Below are 16,890 nucleotides of genomic sequence, written 5' to 3' on the forward strand. Positions count from 1 at the left end.
CCCGCGGATGTCATCGTGCCGTTTGATGGCGCTCTCAGCCGGCCGCGCTGCGGCGTGCCGACGACGGCAGCGATCCGGTTCGAGCGGTTTTAGCTGCGCCCCCTGGCACAGGCGATCTATGAGGGTGGTATCTTCGATGTCGAATTCGCTTTTATCCAGCGAAGCCAGCGAACTTGATTTGCTGAATGAACGTCCGTTTACTCAAACGGATCATGAAATCCTGAAATCCTATGAAGCGGTGGTCGACGGGCTGGCGATGTTGATCGGCGGCCACTGCGAGATCGTACTGCACGCGCTGGAAGACCTGAACAGCTCAGCGGTACGCATCGCCAACGGTGAACATACCGGGCGTAAAATCGGCTCGCCGATCACCGATCTGGCGCTGCGCATGCTGCACGACATGGCCGGCGACGACAGCAGCGTGTCGAAAGCCTACTTTACCCGCGCCAAGAGCGGCGTGTTGATGAAGTCGGTGACCATCGCCATTCGCAATCGCGAGCAGCGGGTGATCGGCTTGCTGTGCATCAACATGAACCTCGACGTACCGTTTTCGCAGATCATGCAGACCTTTATGCCGCCGGCCACGCAGGACGTGCCGTCGTCGGTGAATTTTGCGTCTTCCGTCGACGATCTGGTGGCGCAGACGCTGGAGTTCACCATCGAAGAGGTGAACGCCGACCGCTCGGTGTCCAATAACGCCAAGAACCGCCAGGTGGTGCTCAACCTCTATGAGAAAGGCATCTTCGACATCAAGGATGCGATCAACCAGGTGGCGGATCGCCTGAACATCTCCAAACACACCGTGTATCTGTACATCCGCCAGTTCAAGAGCGGCGATCTGTTGGGAAGCGACCGTTGATGCTCGATTATTGCCTATTGGTCACCGGCCCGGCTTACGGCACGCAGCAGGCCAGCAGCGCCTATCAGTTCGCTCAGGCTTTGTTGGCGAAAGGGCACCGGCTTTCCAGCGTCTTTTTCTACCGTGAGGGCGTGCTGAACGCCAACCAGCTGACCGCGCCCGCCAGCGACGAGTTCGACCTGGTGCGCGGTTGGACGCAACTGGCGCAGCAACACGGCGTAGCGCTCAACGTCTGCGTAGCCGCCGCGTTGCGCCGTGGGGTCACCGACGAGAAGGAGGCGGCGCAACAGGGGCTGGCAAGCGCCAACCTGCAGCCTGGCTTTACCCTGAGCGGGCTGGGTTCCCTGGCCGAAGCGTCGCTGAGTTGCGACCGTCTGGTGCAGTTCTGAGGATATGATGAAACGAGTCGCTTTTGTTTTCACCCACGGGCCGCACGGCGGCGCCGGCGGCAGGGAAGGGCTGGATGCGCTGCTCGCCACGTCGGCGCTCAGTGAAGATTTGGGGGTGTTTTTTGTCGGCGACGGCGTATTGCAGCTGTTGCCGGGCCAGCAACCGGAAAAGATTTTGGCGCGCAATTACATCGCCACCTTCGGCGTGCTGCCGCTGTATGACGTGGAGCGGTGCTATCTGTGCCAGGCTTCGCTGCAGGAGCGTGGGCTGAGCCAGGTGACCGATTGGGTGCTGGATGCCGAGGTGCTGGCGCCGGACGAACTGCGCCGCGAACTGGCCGGCTACGACGCCGTGATTACGTTTTAGGATCCTCTGATGCTGTATACCCTGAGCCACTCGCCAAACCAATGTGACTTGCCTGCGCTGCTGCGCCTGACGGCGGAGGGTGACGCGCTGCTGCTGCTGCAGGACGGCGTGCTTGCAGGCCTTGCCGGCAGCGCCCATCTTGAATCGCTGCTCGCCGCCCCCATATCCCTTTATGCGCTGCAGGACGACCTGGAAGCCCGGGGATTGGTTGGTCATTTTTCGCACAAAATCACTGTCGTCGGCTATAATCACTTCGTTGAATTAACCGAACAACACCGCAGCCAAATGGCCTGGTAATGAGAGTGATGTTGTATATTTCTTGACACCCATACTGGTCAGCCCTAAAATTCTGCGTCCTCGTACTTTGCCAATAGTGCATACGAGGGGATTTATCACATGTTTACGAAGCTAGTACGAAGCAAAAACCAGGAGCTTTTTTAATGGCAACAATTAACCAGCTGGTTCGCAAACCACGCTCTGTGAAGGCTGCTAAAAGCAACGTTCCAGCGCTGGAAGCCTGCCCGCAGAAACGTGGCGTATGCACCCGCGTATACACCACTACCCCGAAAAAACCAAACTCCGCACTGCGTAAAGTTTGCCGTGTGCGTTTGACCAACGGTTTCGAAGTGACTTCCTACATCGGTGGCGAAGGCCACAACCTGCAGGAACACTCCGTAATCCTGATCCGTGGCGGTCGTGTAAAAGACCTGCCAGGTGTGCGTTACCACACCGTCCGCGGTGCGCTTGACTGCTCCGGTGTTAAAGACCGTAAGCAAGCTCGTTCCAAGTACGGCGTGAAGAAGCCAAAGGCTTAATGGTTCTCCGTTAAGTAAGGCCAAACGTTTTAACTTTAATGTCAAAATAAACTCGTAGAGTTTTGGACAATCCTGAATTAACAACGGAGTATTTCCATGCCACGTCGTCGCGTAATCGGCCAACGTAAAATCCTGCCAGATCCTAAGTTCGGATCTGAGCTGCTGGCCAAATTTGTAAATATCCTGATGGTAGACGGTAAAAAATCTACTGCAGAAGCAATCGTCTATACCGCGCTGGAGACCCTGGCTCAGCGTTCTGGTAAAGATCATCTGGAAGCTTTCGAAGTCGCTCTCGACAACGTTCGCCCGACTGTAGAAGTTAAGTCGCGTCGCGTTGGCGGTTCTACTTATCAGGTACCAGTTGAAGTCCGCCCGGTTCGTCGTAATGCTCTGGCAATGCGTTGGATCGTTGATGCTGCACGTAAACGCGGTGATAAATCCATGGCTCTGCGCCTGGCGAACGAGCTGTCTGACGCAGCAGAGAACAAAGGTTCTGCTGTTAAGAAGCGTGAAGACGTTCACCGTATGGCCGAAGCCAACAAGGCGTTCGCCCACTACCGCTGGTAATCATCCGGCTGTAGTCATGCTAACCAAGCGGGCGCGTCAAATCGGCCCGCTTGGGTTAACTGAACTTGAACGCCCTAGGAATAGAGGAATCAAATGGCTCGTACAACACCCATTGCACGCTACCGCAACATCGGTATCAGTGCTCACATCGACGCCGGTAAAACCACCACTACCGAACGTATTCTGTTCTACACCGGTGTAAACCACAAAATCGGTGAAGTTCATGACGGCGCTGCCACCATGGACTGGATGGAACAGGAGCAGGAGCGTGGTATTACCATCACTTCTGCAGCGACTACTGCTTTCTGGTCTGGTATGGCCAAGCAGTTCGAACCGCATCGCGTAAACATCATCGACACCCCAGGGCACGTTGACTTCACCATCGAAGTAGAACGTTCCATGCGTGTGCTGGATGGCGCGGTAATGGTTTACTGTGCTGTTGGTGGTGTTCAGCCACAGTCTGAAACCGTATGGCGTCAGGCTAACAAATACAAAGTGCCACGTATCGCGTTCGTTAACAAAATGGACCGTATGGGCGCTAACTTCCTGAAAGTTGTAGGCCAGATCAAATCTCGTCTGGGCGCCAACCCTGTTCCTCTGCAGCTGGCTATCGGCGCAGAAGACAAATTCACCGGCGTTATCGACCTGGTGAAAATGAAGGCGATCAACTGGAACGAAGAAGACGCAGGCGTAACCTTCGAATACGAAGACGTCCCGGCTGACATGATGGATCTGGCTGAAGAATGGCGCCAGAACCTGATCGAGTCCGCTGCGGAAGCTTCCGAAGAGCTGATGGAAAAATACCTGGGCGGCGAAGAGCTGACCGAGGAAGAAATCAAAACTGCTCTGCGTCAGCGCGTACTGAACAACGAAATCATCCTGGTTACCTGCGGTTCTGCGTTCAAGAACAAGGGCGTGCAGGCGATGCTGGATGCGGTAATCGAATACCTGCCGGCACCAACTGACGTTCCTGCGATCAACGGTATCCTGGACGACGGTAAAGACACTCCGGCTGAGCGTCACGCAAGTGATGACGAGCCGTTCTCTGCTCTGGCGTTCAAAATCGCTACCGACCCGTTCGTAGGTAACTTGACCTTCTTCCGCGTGTACTCCGGCGTTGTTAACTCCGGCGACACCGTGCTGAACTCCGTTAAGTCTGCGCGCGAGCGTTTCGGCCGTATCGTTCAGATGCACGCTAACAAGCGTGAAGAGATCAAAGAAGTTCGCGCAGGCGACATCGCCGCTGCGATCGGTCTGAAAGACGTGACCACTGGGGACACCCTGTGTGATCCAGACTCTCCAATCATCCTGGAGCGTATGGAATTCCCTGAGCCGGTAATCTCTATCGCCGTTGAACCGAAAACCAAAGCTGACCAGGAAAAAATGGGTCTGGCTCTGGGCCGTCTGGCTAAAGAAGACCCGTCATTCCGCGTATGGACTGACGAAGAGTCTAACCAGACCATCATCGCCGGTATGGGTGAACTGCACCTCGACATCATCGTTGACCGCATGAAGCGTGAATTCAACGTTGAAGCTAACGTGGGCAAACCTCAGGTAGCTTACCGCGAAGCGATTCGCGCGAAGATTACCGATGTTGAAGGTAAGCACGCCAAGCAGTCTGGTGGTCGCGGTCAGTACGGTCACGTTGTGATCGACATGTACCCACTGGAGCCGGGCTCTAACCCGAAAGGTTACGAGTTCATCAACGACATCAAAGGTGGTGTAATTCCTGGCGAATACATCCCTGCCGTTGATAAAGGCATCCAGGAGCAGCTGAAGTCTGGTCCGTTGGCTGGTTACCCGGTAGTAGACATGGGTATTCGTCTGCACTTCGGTTCTTACCACGACGTTGACTCCTCTGAACTGGCGTTTAAACTGGCCGCGTCTATCGCCTTTAAAGAAGGCTTTAAGAAAGCGAAACCAGTTCTGCTTGAGCCTATCATGAAGGTTGAAGTTGAGACTCCAGAAGAGAACACCGGTGACGTTATCGGTGACTTGAGCCGTCGTCGCGGCATGCTGCGCGGTCAGGAATCTGAAGTGACTGGCGTTAAGATCCACGCTGAAGTACCGTTGTCCGAAATGTTCGGCTACGCAACTCAGCTGCGTTCTCTGACTAAAGGTCGCGCATCATACACCATGGAATTCCTGAAGTATGATGATGCACCGAACAACGTCGCTCAGGCCGTAATCGAAGCCCGTGGCAAATAAGCCGCAGGGTTAAAACCAAAGTCCCGTGCTCTCTCCAGAAGGGGAGAGCGCTATAGTAAGGAATATAGCCGTGTCTAAAGAAAAATTTGAACGTACAAAACCGCACGTTAACGTTGGTACTATCGGCCACGTTGACCACGGTAAAACTACCCTGACTGCAGCGATCACCACCGTTCTGGCTAAAACCTACGGCGGTTCTGCACGTGCTTTCGACCAGATCGATAACGCGCCAGAAGAAAAAGCTCGTGGTATCACCATCAACACCTCTCACGTTGAGTATGACACCCCGACTCGTCACTACGCGCACGTTGACTGCCCAGGGCACGCCGACTACGTGAAAAACATGATCACCGGTGCTGCTCAGATGGACGGCGCGATCCTGGTAGTTGCTGCGACTGACGGCCCAATGCCTCAGACCCGTGAGCACATCCTGCTGGGTCGTCAGGTTGGCGTTCCTTTCATCATCGTATTCATGAACAAATGCGACATGGTTGATGATGAAGAGCTGCTGGAACTGGTAGAAATGGAAGTTCGCGAACTGCTGTCCGCTTACGACTTCCCAGGCGACGACCTGCCAGTAATCCGCGGTTCCGCGCTGAAAGCGCTGGAAGGCGAAGCTGAGTGGGAAGCGAAAATCATCGAACTGGCCGAAGCGCTGGACAGCTACATCCCAGAGCCAGAGCGTGCTATCGACAAGCCGTTCCTGCTGCCAATCGAAGACGTATTCTCCATCTCCGGTCGTGGTACCGTTGTTACCGGTCGTGTTGAGCGCGGTATCATCAAAGTTGGCGAAGAAGTTGAAATCGTTGGTATCAAAGACACCGTTAAGTCTACCTGTACTGGCGTTGAAATGTTCCGCAAACTGCTGGACGAAGGCCGTGCTGGTGAGAACGTAGGTGTTCTGCTGCGTGGTATCAAGCGTGAAGAAATCGAACGTGGTCAGGTACTGGCGAAGCCAGGCTCTATCAAGCCACACACCCAGTTCGAATCTGAAGTGTACATCCTGAGCAAAGATGAAGGTGGTCGTCACACTCCATTCTTCAAAGGCTACCGTCCACAGTTCTACTTCCGTACAACTGACGTGACCGGTACCATCGAACTGCCAGAAGGCGTAGAGATGGTAATGCCAGGCGACAACGTGAACATGGTTGTAACCCTGATTCACCCAATCGCGATGGACGACGGTCTGCGTTTCGCAATCCGTGAAGGCGGCCGTACCGTTGGCGCGGGCGTTGTTGCTAAAGTTATCGCTTAATCGCGAATAATTTTTTCGACACAAAAAAGGGCACTTCGGTGCCCTTTTTTTATGCAATTTGTTTAAATCTTAATTGAAATAAAAACCATTCCCATTTAGACTCAGTGCATTGGTTAAGAAGTGAGTCTCTCTATGTATGTATGTCTGTGTAATGCGGTGACTGACAAAGCGATCCGTAATGCGGTGCGTCAGCACAATCCCCATACCATGAAGCAGCTGCGTGAACTTGTGCCGATTGGTACCGATTGTGGAAAGTGCATTCGTCAGGCAAGACAGATTATGGTGGAGGAACGCGGAACTATCATCCCAATGCATGAAGTTGCCTAACAAAGGGTAAGGTTATTTTTGACTCTTGGCTTACAGGTTCTACACTTTTAGAACTGGCCAGGAGGAATTACCTATGAAAGGCGATAAAAAGATCATTGCTCACCTCAACAAGCTGCTCGGTAACGAGCTGGTTGCCATCAATCAATATTTCCTGCACGCCCGCATGTTCAAGAATTGGGGGTTAATGCGCCTCAACGACAAGGAGTACCACGAGTCGATCGACGAAATGAAACATGCCGATCGCTACATCGAGCGTATCCTGTTCCTGGAAGGGATCCCGAACCTGCAAGATCTCGGCAAGCTGAACATCGGCGAAGACATTGAAGAGATGCTGCGTTCCGATTTGGCGCTGGAGCTGGCGGGTGCCAAAAACCTGCGCGAAGGTATCGCCTATGCCGACTCGATCCACGATTACGTCAGCCGCGATTTGATGATCGACATCCTGGCCGATGAAGAAGAGCATATCGACTGGCTGGAAACCGAGCTGGATCTGATCGCTCGCCTCGGTATTCAAAACTATGCCCAGGCCCAGGTTCTAGAGCGCAAAGAGTAAACCTGCCTTCTGTTCGTCATCGTTTCTCCTGCCGGCAACCGTTTTTACGGTGGGGCAGGGGAGCGTCCCTGCCAAGCATAATTCATACCCTGTTTGCCGCCTTCATCTCGCGACTGCATCTGAACGCGCAAAAATGACGATTTCCTGAGCATATTTCCAACTGTGGCTTGCTTCCTCGGCCATTTTGCGTATAATGCGCGGGCTTACCTAATCTTGGTAAGCCTGATTTTAGCGAATCAGTCGATTGGCAGGCCTTTTTTGCCTCTCGAACAATACTCCCGATATGGGGGTTATATGTTGACGATTACACTCCCCCATCAATCGAAATGGGTGTGAGGAGTAATTATTTACGTTTATAAATAATTGGAGCTCTGGTCTCATGCAGAACCAAAGAATCCGTATCCGCCTGAAAGCGTTTGATCATCGTCTGATCGATCAATCAACCGCGGAAATCGTCGAGACTGCAAAGCGCACTGGTGCGCAAGTCCGTGGTCCGATCCCGCTGCCAACTCGCAAAGAGCGCTTTACCGTTCTGATTTCTCCGCACGTCAACAAAGACGCGCGCGATCAGTACGAGATTCGCACTCACAAGCGTCTGGTTGACATCGTTGAGCCAACCGAGAAAACCGTTGATGCTCTGATGCGTCTGGATCTGGCTGCCGGTGTAGACGTGCAGATCAGCCTGGGTTAATCAGGTCATTGAGCGATTGAGAGGTTGAAACAATGATTGGTTTAGTCGGTAAAAAAGTGGGTATGACCCGTATCTTCACTGAAGATGGCGTTTCTATCCCAGTAACCGTAATTGAAATTGAAGCGAACCGCGTGACTCAGGTTAAAAGCCTGGACACCGACGGTTACCGTGCCGTTCAGGTTACCACCGGTAGCAAAAAAGCTAACCGTGTAACCAAGCCGGAAGCGGGCCATTTCGCTAAAGCTGGCGTTGAAGCTGGCCGTGGTCTGTGGGAATTCCGCCTGGAAGAAGGTCAAGAATTCGCTGCAGGTCAGGAAATTAGCGTAGAAATCTTCGCTGACGTTAAAAAAGTCGATGTTACCGGTACTTCTAAAGGTAAAGGTTTTGCTGGCACTGTTAAGCGCTGGAACTTCCGTACCCAAGACGCTACCCACGGTAACTCCTTGTCTCACCGCGTTCCGGGTTCTATCGGTCAGAACCAGACTCCGGGCAAAGTGTTCAAAGGCAAGAAAATGGCTGGCCACCTGGGTGATGAGCGCGTAACCGTTCAGAGCCTGGACGTAGTACGTGTTGACGCTGAGCGCAACCTGCTGCTGGTTAAGGGTGCTGTACCGGGCGCAACCGGTGGCAACCTGATCGTTAAACCAGCTGTGAAGGCGTAAGGGGATAGCAATGGAATTAGTATTGAAAGACGCGCAAAGCGCGCTGACTGTTTCCGAAACTACCTTCGGTCGTGATTTCAACGAAGCGCTGGTACACCAGGTTGTTGTTGCTTATGCAGCAGGTGCCCGTCAAGGTACCCGTGCTCAGAAGACCCGTGCTGAAGTAACTGGTTCCGGCAAAAAGCCATGGCGTCAGAAAGGCACCGGCCGTGCGCGTTCAGGTTCTGTAAAGAGCCCGATCTGGCGTTCAGGCGGCGTGACCTTTGCTGCTAAGCCACAGGACCACAGTCAGAAAGTAAACAAAAAGATGTACCGCGGCGCGCTGAAAAGCATCCTGTCCGAACTGGTACGTCAAGATCGTCTGATCGTTGTCGAGAAGTTCTCTGTAGAAGCGCCTAAAACTAAGCTGCTGGCACAGAAACTGAAAGATATGGCTCTGGAAGACGTGCTGATCGTGACCGGTGAACTGGATGAGAATCTGTTCCTGGCAGCTCGCAACCTGTACAAGGTTGACGTGCGCGATGTAGCAGGTATCGATCCGGTTAGCCTGATCGCCTTCGACAAAGTGGTTATGACTGCTGATGCTGTGAAGCAAGTTGAGGAGATGCTGGCATGATCCGTGAAGAACGTTTGCTGAAAGTGCTGCGTGCACCGCACGTATCTGAAAAAGCATCCGCTGCGATGGAAAAAAGCAACACCATCGTTCTCAAAGTTGCCAAAGACGCGACCAAAGCAGAAATCAAAGCTGCAGTGCAGAAACTGTTTGAAGTCGAAGTCGAAGACGTGAACACCCTGGTAGTTAAAGGGAAAGTGAAGCGTCACGGTCAGCGTGTTGGTCGTCGTAGCGACTGGAAAAAAGCTTACGTCACCCTGAAAGAAGGCCAGAATCTGGACTTCATCGGCGGCGCAGAGTAAGTCGGAGGAGTAAGAACAATGGCAATTGTTAAATGTAAACCTACATCTCCGGGTCGTCGCCACGTTGTTAAAGTGGTTAACCCTGAGCTGCACAAGGGTAAACCTTATGCCCCGCTGCTGGAAAAACTGAGCAAAAGCGGTGGTCGTAACAACAATGGCCGTATCACCACCCGTCATATCGGTGGTGGCCACAAGCAACATTATCGTCTGGTTGACTTCAAGCGCAACAAAGACGGTATCCCTGCTGTGGTTGAGCGTCTGGAGTACGATCCGAACCGTTCCGCGAACATCGCGCTGGTTCTGTACAAAGACGGCGAACGCCGTTACATCCTGGCGCCGAAAGGCCTGAAAGCTGGTGACCAGATTCAATCTGGCGTTGATGCTGCAATCAAAGCGGGTAACACCCTGCCGATGCGCAACATTCCAGTTGGTTCAACGGTTCACAACGTAGAAATGAAACCAGGTAAAGGCGGCCAGATGGCTCGCTCCGCTGGTGCCTACGTTCAGATCGTTGCTCGTGATGGTTCCTACGTAACTCTGCGTCTGCGCTCCGGCGAAATGCGTAAAGTTCCAGCTGATTGCCGCGCCACCCTGGGTGAAGTCGGTAACGCTGAACACATGCTTCGCGTTCTGGGTAAAGCAGGTGCTGCACGTTGGCGTGGTGTTCGTCCTACCGTTCGCGGTACGGCGATGAACCCGGTAGATCACCCGCACGGTGGTGGTGAAGGTCGTAACTTTGGTAAGCACCCGGTAACTCCGTGGGGCGTTCAGACCAAAGGTAAGAAGACCCGTAGCAACAAGCGTACTGATAAGTTCATCGTACGTCGCCGTAGCAAAAAATAATTAGAGGATAAGCCATGCCACGTTCTCTCAAGAAAGGTCCTTTTATTGACCTGCACTTGCTGAAGAAGGTAGAGAAAGCGGTGGAAAGCGGTGACAAGAAGCCTTTGCGCACTTGGTCCCGTCGTTCAACGATCTTTCCTAACATGATCGGTTTGACCATCGCTGTCCATAATGGTCGTCAGCACGTACCAGTGTTCGTTTCCGATGAAATGGTCGGTCACAAACTGGGTGAATTCGCGCCGACTCGTACTTATCGCGGCCATGCGGCTGATAAAAAAGCTAAAAAGCGCTAAGGTAGGAGGAAGAGATGGAAACTATCGCTAAACATCGCCACGCTCGTTCTTCTGCTCAGAAGGTTCGCCTTGTTGCTGACCTGATTCGCGGTAAGAAAGTGTCGCAAGCTCTGGAAACTCTGACCTACACCAACAAGAAAGCTGCTGGTCTGGTTAAGAAAGTGCTGGAGTCTGCCATTGCTAACGCAGAACACAACGATGGCGCTGACATCGATGATCTGAAAGTTACGAAAATCTTCGTAGACGAAGGCCCAAGCATGAAGCGCATTATGCCGCGTGCAAAAGGTCGTGCAGATCGCATCCTGAAGCGCACCAGCCACATTACTGTGGTTGTGTCCGATCGCTGAGACTCTGGAGACTAGCAATGGGTCAGAAAGTACATCCTAATGGTATTCGCCTGGGTATTGTCAAACCTTGGAACTCTACTTGGTATGCGAATACCAAAGAATTCGCTGACAACCTGGACAGCGACTTTAAAGTTCGTCAATTCCTGACTAAGGAACTGTCGAAAGCTTCCGTTTCTCGCATCGTTATCGAGCGTCCTGCGAAGAGCATCCGTGTGACCATTCACACTGCTCGCCCAGGCATCGTTATCGGCAAGAAAGGTGAAGACGTCGAAAAACTGCGCAAGGTCGTAGCGGACATCGCTGGCGTTCCTGCACAGATCAACATCGCCGAAGTCCGTAAACCGGAACTCGACGCTAAATTGGTTGCTGACAGCATCACTTCTCAGCTGGAACGTCGCGTGATGTTCCGTCGTGCTATGAAGCGTGCAGTACAGAACGCAATGCGTCTTGGCGCTAAAGGTATCAAAGTTGAAGTAAGCGGCCGTCTTGGCGGCGCTGAAATCGCACGTACCGAATGGTACCGCGAAGGTCGTGTTCCATTGCACACTCTGCGTGCGGACATCGACTACAACACATCTGAAGCGCACACCACTTATGGTGTAATCGGCGTTAAGGTATGGATCTTCAAAGGTGAGATCCTGGGTGGTATGGCTGCAGTTGAACAACCGGAACCGGCTGCTCAACCTAAAAAGCAGCAGCGTAAAGGCCGCAAGTAAGGAGAGTCGCTGATGTTACAACCAAAGCGTACAAAATTCCGTAAGGTGCACAAGGGCCGCAACCGTGGTCTGGCGCAAGGTACGGATGTTAGCTTCGGCACTTTCGGTCTGAAAGCTGTTGGCCGTGGCCGTCTGACTGCTCGTCAAATCGAAGCAGCTCGTCGTGCAATGACTCGTGCAGTTAAGCGTCAAGGCAAGATCTGGATCCGTGTATTCCCGGACAAACCGATCACCGAGAAGCCGCTGGAAGTGCGTATGGGTAAAGGTAAGGGTAACGTGGAGTATTGGGTTGCCCTGATCCAGCCTGGTAAGGTCCTGTACGAAATGGACGGCGTGCCAGAAGAGGTTGCCCGCGAGGCATTCAAACTGGCAGCAGCGAAACTGCCGATCAAAACCACCTTTGTAACTAAGACGGTGATGTAATGAAAGCACAAGAGCTGCGTGAAAAAAGCGTTGAAGAGCTGAATGCCGAGCTGCTCAACCTGCTGCGTGAGCAATTCAACTTGCGCATGCAGGCGGCCAGTGGCCAGCTGCAACAAACTCACCTGTTGAAACAAGTGCGTCGTGACGTCGCACGCGTTAAGACTTTACTGACTCAAAAGGCGGGTGTGTAAATGACTGAAGTTATCCGTACCCTGCAGGGTCGTGTTGTTAGCGATAAAATGGAGAAATCCATCGTTGTTGCTATCGAACGTACTGTGAAGCACCCGATCTACGGGAAATTCATCAAACGTACGACCAAGCTGCACGTACATGACGAGAACAACGAATGTGGTACCGGCGACGTGGTGGAAATCCGCGAATGCCGCCCACTGTCCAAGACCAAGTCCTGGACGCTGGTTCGCGTTGTAGAGAAAGCGATTCTGTAATAGAGTAGCTGGCTCTCACTTAATAAACGGCTCAGAAAATGAGCCGTTTATTTTTTCTACCCATACCAAGTAAGCGGTGTTATAATGCTGCGCCCTCGGTTATGGGGCTTTTCAACGGCCTAATTTTTACTTGGGTCTTTAAAGTAGTAGTTGACATTAGCGGAGCACTAAAATGATCCAAGAACAGACTATGCTGAACGTCGCCGACAACTCCGGTGCACGTCGCGTAATGTGTATCAAGGTTCTAGGTGGCTCGCACCGTCGCTACGCAGGCGTCGGCGACATCATCAAAATTACCATCAAGGAAGCAATTCCTCGCGGTAAGGTGAAGAAAGGCGATGTTCTGAAGGCGGTAGTGGTGCGCACCAAGAAGGGTGTACGTCGCCCGGACGGTTCTGTCATTCGCTTCGATGGCAATGCATGCGTTATTTTGAACAATAACAGCGAGCAGCCAATCGGTACGCGTATTTTTGGGCCGGTAACTCGTGAACTGCGTAATGAGAAGTTCATGAAAATTATCTCTCTGGCACCAGAAGTACTCTAAGGAGCGAACATGGCAGCGAAGATCCGTCGTGATGACGAAGTTATCGTGATTACCGGGAAAGACAAAGGTAAGCGCGGTAAAGTAAAAAATGTCCTGTCTGCTGGCAAGGTCATTGTTGAAGGCATCAACCTGGTTAAGAAACACCAGAAGCCGGTTCCGGCTCTGAACCAACCAGGCGGCATTGTTGAAAAAGAAGCTGCAATTCAGGTTTCTAACATTGCTATCTTCAACGCGGCTACCGGCAAGGCTGACCGTGTAGGCTTTAGATTCGAAGACGGCAAAAAAGTCCGTTTCTTCAAATCTAACAGCGAAACTATCAAGTAATTTGGAGTAATACGATGGCGAAACTGCATGATTACTACAAAGACGAGGTAGTCAAACAACTGATGTCTCAGTTTGATTACAACTCTGTCATGCAAGTCCCTCGGGTCGAGAAGATCACCCTGAACATGGGTGTTGGTGAAGCGATTGCTGACAAGAAACTGCTGGATAACGCCGCAGCGGACCTGACAGCTATCTCCGGTCAAAAACCGTTGATCACCAAAGCCCGCAAATCTGTTGCAGGCTTCAAAATCCGTCAGGGCTATCCGATCGGCTGTAAAGTAACTCTGCGTGGCGAACGCATGTGGGAGTTCCTTGAGCGCCTGATCTCCATTGCTGTTCCACGTATCCGTGACTTCCGTGGCCTGTCCGCCAAGTCATTCGATGGCCGTGGCAACTACAGCATGGGCGTGCGTGAGCAAATCATCTTCCCAGAAATCGACTACGACAAAGTCGATCGCGTTCGTGGTTTGGATATTACCATTACCACTACTGCGAAATCTGATGATGAAGGCCGCGCGCTGCTGGCTGCTTTTAACTTCCCGTTCCGCAAGTAAGGCAGGGTTACTGATGGCTAAGCAATCAATGAAAGCACGCGAAGTCAAGCGCGTGAAATTAGCTGACAAGTTCTTTGCAAAACGCGCTGAACTGAAAGCTATTATCTCTGATGTGAACGCATCCGATGAAGATCGTTGGAATGCCGTTCTCAAGCTGCAAACTCTGCCGCGTGATTCCAGCCCGTCTCGTCAGCGTAAACGCTGCCGCCAAACTGGCCGTCCACATGGTTATGTGGGCAAATTCGGGTTGAGCCGTATTAAGCTTCGTGAAGCCGCTATGCGCGGTGAAGTACCAGGCTTGAAAAAGGCTAGCTGGTAATTACCAATTGAATCACGGGAGTAAAGACAGATGAGCATGCAAGATCCGATCGCGGATATGCTGACCCGTATCCGTAACGGTCAAGCCGCGAACAAAGTTGCGGTCACCATGCCTTCCTCCAAGCTGAAAGTGGCAATTGCCAACGTGCTGAAGGAAGAAGGTTTTATTGAAGATTTCAAAATCGAAGGCGACGCCAAGCCTGTTCTGGAACTGGTACTGAAGTACTTCCAGGGCAAAGCTGTGGTAGAAAGCATTCAACGTATCAGCCGTCCAGGTCTGCGCATCTACAAGAAAAAAGATGAGCTGCCAAAAGTTATGGCCGGTTTGGGTATCGCTGTTGTTTCTACCTCTAAAGGTGTTATGACCGATCGTGCAGCTCGCCAGGCTGGTCTTGGTGGCGAGATTATCTGCTACGTAGCTTAATTCGGGAGGAAAGAATGTCTCGTGTTGCAAAAGCACCCGTCGTCATTCCTGCCGGCGTAGAGGTAAAACTCAACGGTCAGGTTATTTCGATTAAGGGTAAAAACGGCGAGTTGACTCGTACTATCCACGACGCCGTTGAAGTGAAGCAAGAAGCTAACGCACTGACTTTCGCTCCGCGCGAAGGTTTTGCTAACGCATGGGCTCAAGCGGGTACCACGCGCGCTCTGCTGAACGCAATGGTTGTTGGTGTTACCGAAGGCTTCACCAAAAAGCTTCAACTGGTAGGTGTTGGTTATCGTGCTGCCGTTAAAGGCAACGTGGTGAATTTGGCCCTGGGCTTCTCTCACCCTATCGATCACCAGCTGCCGGCAGGTATCACTGCTGAATGCCCAAGCCAAACTGAAATCGTGCTGAAAGGCGCTGATAAGCAGGTAATTGGCCAGGTAGCAGCAGATCTGCGTGCTTACCGTCGTCCTGAGCCTTACAAAGGCAAAGGTGTTCGTTACGCCGACGAAGTCGTGCGTACCAAAGAGGCTAAGAAGAAGTAAGGTAACACTATGGATAAGAAATCTGCTCGTATCCGTCGTGCGACCCGCGCACGCCGCAAGCTCCAAGAGCTGGGTGCAACCCGCCTGGTGGTACATCGTACCCCGCGTCACATTTACGCACAGGTGATTGCTCCAAACGGTTCTGAAGTACTGGTAGCCGCTTCTACTTTAGAAAAAGCTATCGCGGAGCAACTGAAGTATTCCGGTAACAAAGACGCAGCAGCAGCCGTAGGTAAAGCTCTGGCTGAGCGCGCGTTGGAAAAAGGGATTGCGAAAGTATCCTTTGACCGTTCCGGTTTCCAATATCATGGTCGAGTCCAGGCACTGGCAGATGCTGCCCGTGAAGCTGGCCTTCAGTTCTAAGGAAGAGGTTTAAGATGGCTCACATCGAAAAACAAGCTGGCGAACTGCAGGAAAAGCTGATCGCGGTAAACCGCGTATCTAAAACCGTAAAAGGTGGCCGTATTTTCAGCTTTACCGCACTGACTGTAGTTGGTGATGGTAACGGTCGCGTTGGTTTTGGCTACGGCAAAGCACGCGAAGTTCCAGCAGCGATCCAGAAAGCGATGGAAAAAGCCCGTCGCAACATGATGAACGTCGCGCTGAACAGCGGCACCCTGCAGCACCCTGTTAAGGGCGCTCACACGGGTTCTCGCGTGTTCATGCAGCCTGCTCATGAAGGTACCGGTATCATCGCGGGCGGTGCAATGCGCGCCGTTCTCGAAGTTGCTGGGGTGCACAACGTATTGGCTAAAGCTTATGGTTCCACCAACCCGATCAACGTGGTTCGTGCAACTATCGACGCTCTGGCGAATATGAAGTCTCCTGAAATGGTCGCTGCTAAGCGTGGTAAATCCGTTGCCGACATTCTGGGGTAATTGACCATGGCTAAGACTATTAAAGTTACACAAACTCGCAGCTCAATTGGCCGTCTGCCGAAGCATAAAGCTACTCTGCTCGGTCTGGGTCTGCGTCGTATTGGTCACACCGTAGAGCGCGAGGATACTCCTGCTGTTCGCGGTATGGTCAACCTGGTTTCCTACATGGTTAAAGTTGAGGAGTAACAGATGCGTTTAAATACTCTGTCTCCGGCTGAAGGTGCCAAGCATGCGCCTAAGCGTGTAGGTCGTGGTATTGGTTCTGGCCTGGGTAAAACCGGCGGCCGTGGTCACAAAGGTCAGAAGTCTCGTTCTGGCGGTGGCGTACGTCGTGGTTTCGAAGGTGGTCAGATGCCTCTGTACCGTCGTCTGCCGAAATTCGGCTTCACTTCACGCAAAGCGATGATCACGGCAGAAGTTCGTCTGTCTGAACTGGCTCTGGTTGAAGGCGATGTTATCGACCTGAACGCGCTGAAAGCCGCTAACGTAGTTGGTGTCCAGATCGAATTCGCGAAAGTTGTACTTTCTGGCGAAGTCGCTCGTCCGGTAACCCTGCGTGGTCTGCGTGTCACCAAAGGCGCTCGTGCTGCTATCGAGGCTGCTGGCGGTAAAATTGAGGAATAA

31 protein-coding genes are annotated in these 16,890 nt (G+C 52.5%); all 31 read left to right on the forward strand.

The window, feature by feature from the left end; translation table 11 throughout:
• Positions 1 to 136 precede the first annotated feature (136 nt).
• The 31 genes from ACJ8PI_RS21895 to rplO all read left to right on the forward strand — a co-directional run bounded on the left by ACJ8PI_RS21895 (position 137) and on the right by rplO (position 16,890).
• A complete protein-coding gene (locus tag ACJ8PI_RS21895; RefSeq protein ID WP_004930418.1) occupies positions 137 to 859 on the forward strand; it encodes a helix-turn-helix transcriptional regulator in 723 nt (240 codons plus the stop codon).
• Entirely contained in the window at positions 859 to 1,248 is a 390-nt protein-coding gene (tusD, locus tag ACJ8PI_RS21900; RefSeq protein ID WP_049206072.1) for a sulfurtransferase complex subunit TusD, read from the forward strand. The genes ACJ8PI_RS21895 and tusD overlap by 1 nt, the downstream gene beginning before the upstream one ends.
• Before the next feature lie 7 nt (positions 1,249 to 1,255).
• Complete coding sequence (tusC, locus tag ACJ8PI_RS21905) at positions 1,256 to 1,615, forward strand: sulfurtransferase complex subunit TusC (RefSeq protein ID WP_164134768.1); 360 nt, start codon at positions 1,256 to 1,258, stop codon at positions 1,613 to 1,615.
• A 9-nt stretch (positions 1,616 to 1,624) separates the two neighbouring features.
• Positions 1,625 to 1,912 carry a sulfurtransferase complex subunit TusB gene (gene tusB, locus ACJ8PI_RS21910; RefSeq protein WP_033636257.1) on the forward strand — a complete coding sequence of 96 codons (288 nt, stop codon included), beginning with the start codon at positions 1,625 to 1,627 and terminating at the stop codon, positions 1,910 to 1,912.
• Positions 1,913 to 2,055: 143 nt separating this feature from the next.
• Positions 2,056 to 2,430, forward strand: coding sequence for a 30S ribosomal protein S12 (gene rpsL, locus ACJ8PI_RS21915; RefSeq protein WP_004930426.1), 375 nt, complete (start codon positions 2,056 to 2,058; stop codon positions 2,428 to 2,430).
• A 96-nt stretch (positions 2,431 to 2,526) separates the two neighbouring features.
• On the forward strand, positions 2,527 to 2,997 hold the full coding sequence (gene rpsG / locus ACJ8PI_RS21920; RefSeq protein ID WP_004956203.1) for a 30S ribosomal protein S7: 471 nt from the start codon (positions 2,527 to 2,529) through the stop codon (positions 2,995 to 2,997).
• 93 nt (positions 2,998 to 3,090) lie between these two features.
• Positions 3,091 to 5,205, forward strand: a complete 2,115-nt coding sequence (gene fusA / locus ACJ8PI_RS21925) for an elongation factor G (RefSeq protein ID WP_033636256.1) — start codon at positions 3,091 to 3,093, stop codon at positions 5,203 to 5,205.
• 70 nt (positions 5,206 to 5,275) lie between these two features.
• Positions 5,276 to 6,460, forward strand: a complete 1,185-nt coding sequence (gene tuf / locus ACJ8PI_RS21930; protein WP_015376315.1) for an elongation factor Tu — start codon at positions 5,276 to 5,278, stop codon at positions 6,458 to 6,460.
• Between the two features lie 132 nt (positions 6,461 to 6,592).
• On the forward strand, positions 6,593 to 6,787 hold the full coding sequence (bfd, locus tag ACJ8PI_RS21935; protein WP_015379266.1) for a bacterioferritin-associated ferredoxin: 195 nt from the start codon (positions 6,593 to 6,595) through the stop codon (positions 6,785 to 6,787).
• Positions 6,788 to 6,860: 73 nt separating this feature from the next.
• Positions 6,861 to 7,340 (forward strand): bacterioferritin, encoded by a 480-nt coding sequence (gene bfr, locus ACJ8PI_RS21940; protein ID WP_033636255.1) that lies wholly within the window; start codon positions 6,861 to 6,863, stop codon positions 7,338 to 7,340.
• A gap of 379 nt (positions 7,341 to 7,719) precedes the next feature.
• Positions 7,720 to 8,031 carry a 30S ribosomal protein S10 gene (gene rpsJ, locus ACJ8PI_RS21945; protein WP_001181005.1) on the forward strand — a complete coding sequence of 104 codons (312 nt, stop codon included), beginning with the start codon at positions 7,720 to 7,722 and terminating at the stop codon, positions 8,029 to 8,031.
• Between the two features lie 32 nt (positions 8,032 to 8,063).
• A complete protein-coding gene (rplC, locus tag ACJ8PI_RS21950; protein ID WP_015379265.1) occupies positions 8,064 to 8,693 on the forward strand; it encodes a 50S ribosomal protein L3 in 630 nt (209 codons plus the stop codon).
• 10 nt (positions 8,694 to 8,703) lie between these two features.
• On the forward strand, positions 8,704 to 9,309 hold the full coding sequence (gene rplD / locus ACJ8PI_RS21955; protein ID WP_004929779.1) for a 50S ribosomal protein L4: 606 nt from the start codon (positions 8,704 to 8,706) through the stop codon (positions 9,307 to 9,309).
• Positions 9,306 to 9,608, forward strand: coding sequence for a 50S ribosomal protein L23 (gene rplW, locus ACJ8PI_RS21960; protein ID WP_004951179.1), 303 nt, complete (start codon positions 9,306 to 9,308; stop codon positions 9,606 to 9,608). The genes rplD and rplW overlap by 4 nt, the downstream gene beginning before the upstream one ends.
• 18 nt (positions 9,609 to 9,626) lie before the next feature.
• A complete protein-coding gene (gene rplB / locus ACJ8PI_RS21965; protein ID WP_004929775.1) occupies positions 9,627 to 10,451 on the forward strand; it encodes a 50S ribosomal protein L2 in 825 nt (274 codons plus the stop codon).
• A gap of 14 nt (positions 10,452 to 10,465) precedes the next feature.
• Positions 10,466 to 10,744: a 30S ribosomal protein S19 gene (gene rpsS, locus ACJ8PI_RS21970; RefSeq protein WP_004929772.1), complete on the forward strand. Its 279-nt coding sequence runs from the start codon at positions 10,466 to 10,468 to the stop codon at positions 10,742 to 10,744.
• Between the two features lie 14 nt (positions 10,745 to 10,758).
• Complete coding sequence (gene rplV, locus ACJ8PI_RS21975) at positions 10,759 to 11,091, forward strand: 50S ribosomal protein L22 (RefSeq protein ID WP_002223844.1); 333 nt, start codon at positions 10,759 to 10,761, stop codon at positions 11,089 to 11,091.
• A 17-nt stretch (positions 11,092 to 11,108) separates the two neighbouring features.
• Positions 11,109 to 11,807 carry a 30S ribosomal protein S3 gene (rpsC, locus tag ACJ8PI_RS21980; RefSeq protein WP_004929766.1) on the forward strand — a complete coding sequence of 233 codons (699 nt, stop codon included), beginning with the start codon at positions 11,109 to 11,111 and terminating at the stop codon, positions 11,805 to 11,807.
• 12 nt (positions 11,808 to 11,819) lie between these two features.
• A complete protein-coding gene (rplP, locus tag ACJ8PI_RS21985; RefSeq protein WP_004929764.1) occupies positions 11,820 to 12,230 on the forward strand; it encodes a 50S ribosomal protein L16 in 411 nt (136 codons plus the stop codon).
• Entirely contained in the window at positions 12,230 to 12,421 is a 192-nt protein-coding gene (rpmC, locus tag ACJ8PI_RS21990; RefSeq protein WP_004929762.1) for a 50S ribosomal protein L29, read from the forward strand. The genes rplP and rpmC overlap by 1 nt, the downstream gene beginning before the upstream one ends.
• Positions 12,422 to 12,676 carry a 30S ribosomal protein S17 gene (gene rpsQ / locus ACJ8PI_RS21995; RefSeq protein WP_004929760.1) on the forward strand — a complete coding sequence of 85 codons (255 nt, stop codon included), beginning with the start codon at positions 12,422 to 12,424 and terminating at the stop codon, positions 12,674 to 12,676.
• 172 nt (positions 12,677 to 12,848) lie between these two features.
• The gene (rplN, locus tag ACJ8PI_RS22000; RefSeq protein WP_000613954.1) at positions 12,849 to 13,220 is read left to right on the forward strand and encodes a 50S ribosomal protein L14; all 372 of its coding nucleotides are present in this window, start codon (positions 12,849 to 12,851) and stop codon (positions 13,218 to 13,220) included.
• Positions 13,221 to 13,229: 9 nt separating this feature from the next.
• Complete coding sequence (gene rplX, locus ACJ8PI_RS22005; RefSeq protein WP_004929758.1) at positions 13,230 to 13,544, forward strand: 50S ribosomal protein L24; 315 nt, start codon at positions 13,230 to 13,232, stop codon at positions 13,542 to 13,544.
• Positions 13,545 to 13,558: 14 nt separating this feature from the next.
• On the forward strand, positions 13,559 to 14,098 hold the full coding sequence (gene rplE / locus ACJ8PI_RS22010; protein WP_033636253.1) for a 50S ribosomal protein L5: 540 nt from the start codon (positions 13,559 to 13,561) through the stop codon (positions 14,096 to 14,098).
• 13 nt (positions 14,099 to 14,111) lie between these two features.
• Positions 14,112 to 14,417, forward strand: a complete 306-nt coding sequence (gene rpsN / locus ACJ8PI_RS22015) for a 30S ribosomal protein S14 (RefSeq protein WP_004929754.1) — start codon at positions 14,112 to 14,114, stop codon at positions 14,415 to 14,417.
• 30 nt (positions 14,418 to 14,447) lie between these two features.
• Positions 14,448 to 14,840, forward strand: coding sequence for a 30S ribosomal protein S8 (rpsH, locus tag ACJ8PI_RS22020; protein ID WP_004929753.1), 393 nt, complete (start codon positions 14,448 to 14,450; stop codon positions 14,838 to 14,840).
• Positions 14,841 to 14,854: 14 nt separating this feature from the next.
• A complete protein-coding gene (gene rplF, locus ACJ8PI_RS22025; protein WP_004929751.1) occupies positions 14,855 to 15,388 on the forward strand; it encodes a 50S ribosomal protein L6 in 534 nt (177 codons plus the stop codon).
• Between the two features lie 9 nt (positions 15,389 to 15,397).
• Positions 15,398 to 15,751, forward strand: coding sequence for a 50S ribosomal protein L18 (rplR, locus tag ACJ8PI_RS22030; protein ID WP_004929748.1), 354 nt, complete (start codon positions 15,398 to 15,400; stop codon positions 15,749 to 15,751).
• Positions 15,752 to 15,765: 14 nt separating this feature from the next.
• A complete protein-coding gene (gene rpsE, locus ACJ8PI_RS22035; protein ID WP_004929747.1) occupies positions 15,766 to 16,266 on the forward strand; it encodes a 30S ribosomal protein S5 in 501 nt (166 codons plus the stop codon).
• 6 nt (positions 16,267 to 16,272) lie between these two features.
• Positions 16,273 to 16,452 (forward strand): 50S ribosomal protein L30, encoded by a 180-nt coding sequence (gene rpmD, locus ACJ8PI_RS22040; protein WP_048232028.1) that lies wholly within the window; start codon positions 16,273 to 16,275, stop codon positions 16,450 to 16,452.
• 3 nt (positions 16,453 to 16,455) lie between these two features.
• Positions 16,456 to 16,890 (forward strand): 50S ribosomal protein L15, encoded by a 435-nt coding sequence (gene rplO, locus ACJ8PI_RS22045; protein ID WP_004929742.1) that lies wholly within the window; start codon positions 16,456 to 16,458, stop codon positions 16,888 to 16,890.

It is taken from the genome of Serratia sp. CY82433 (genome assembly GCF_052166535.1).
Taxonomy (GTDB): Bacteria; Pseudomonadota; Gammaproteobacteria; order Enterobacterales; family Enterobacteriaceae; genus Serratia; species Serratia sarumanii.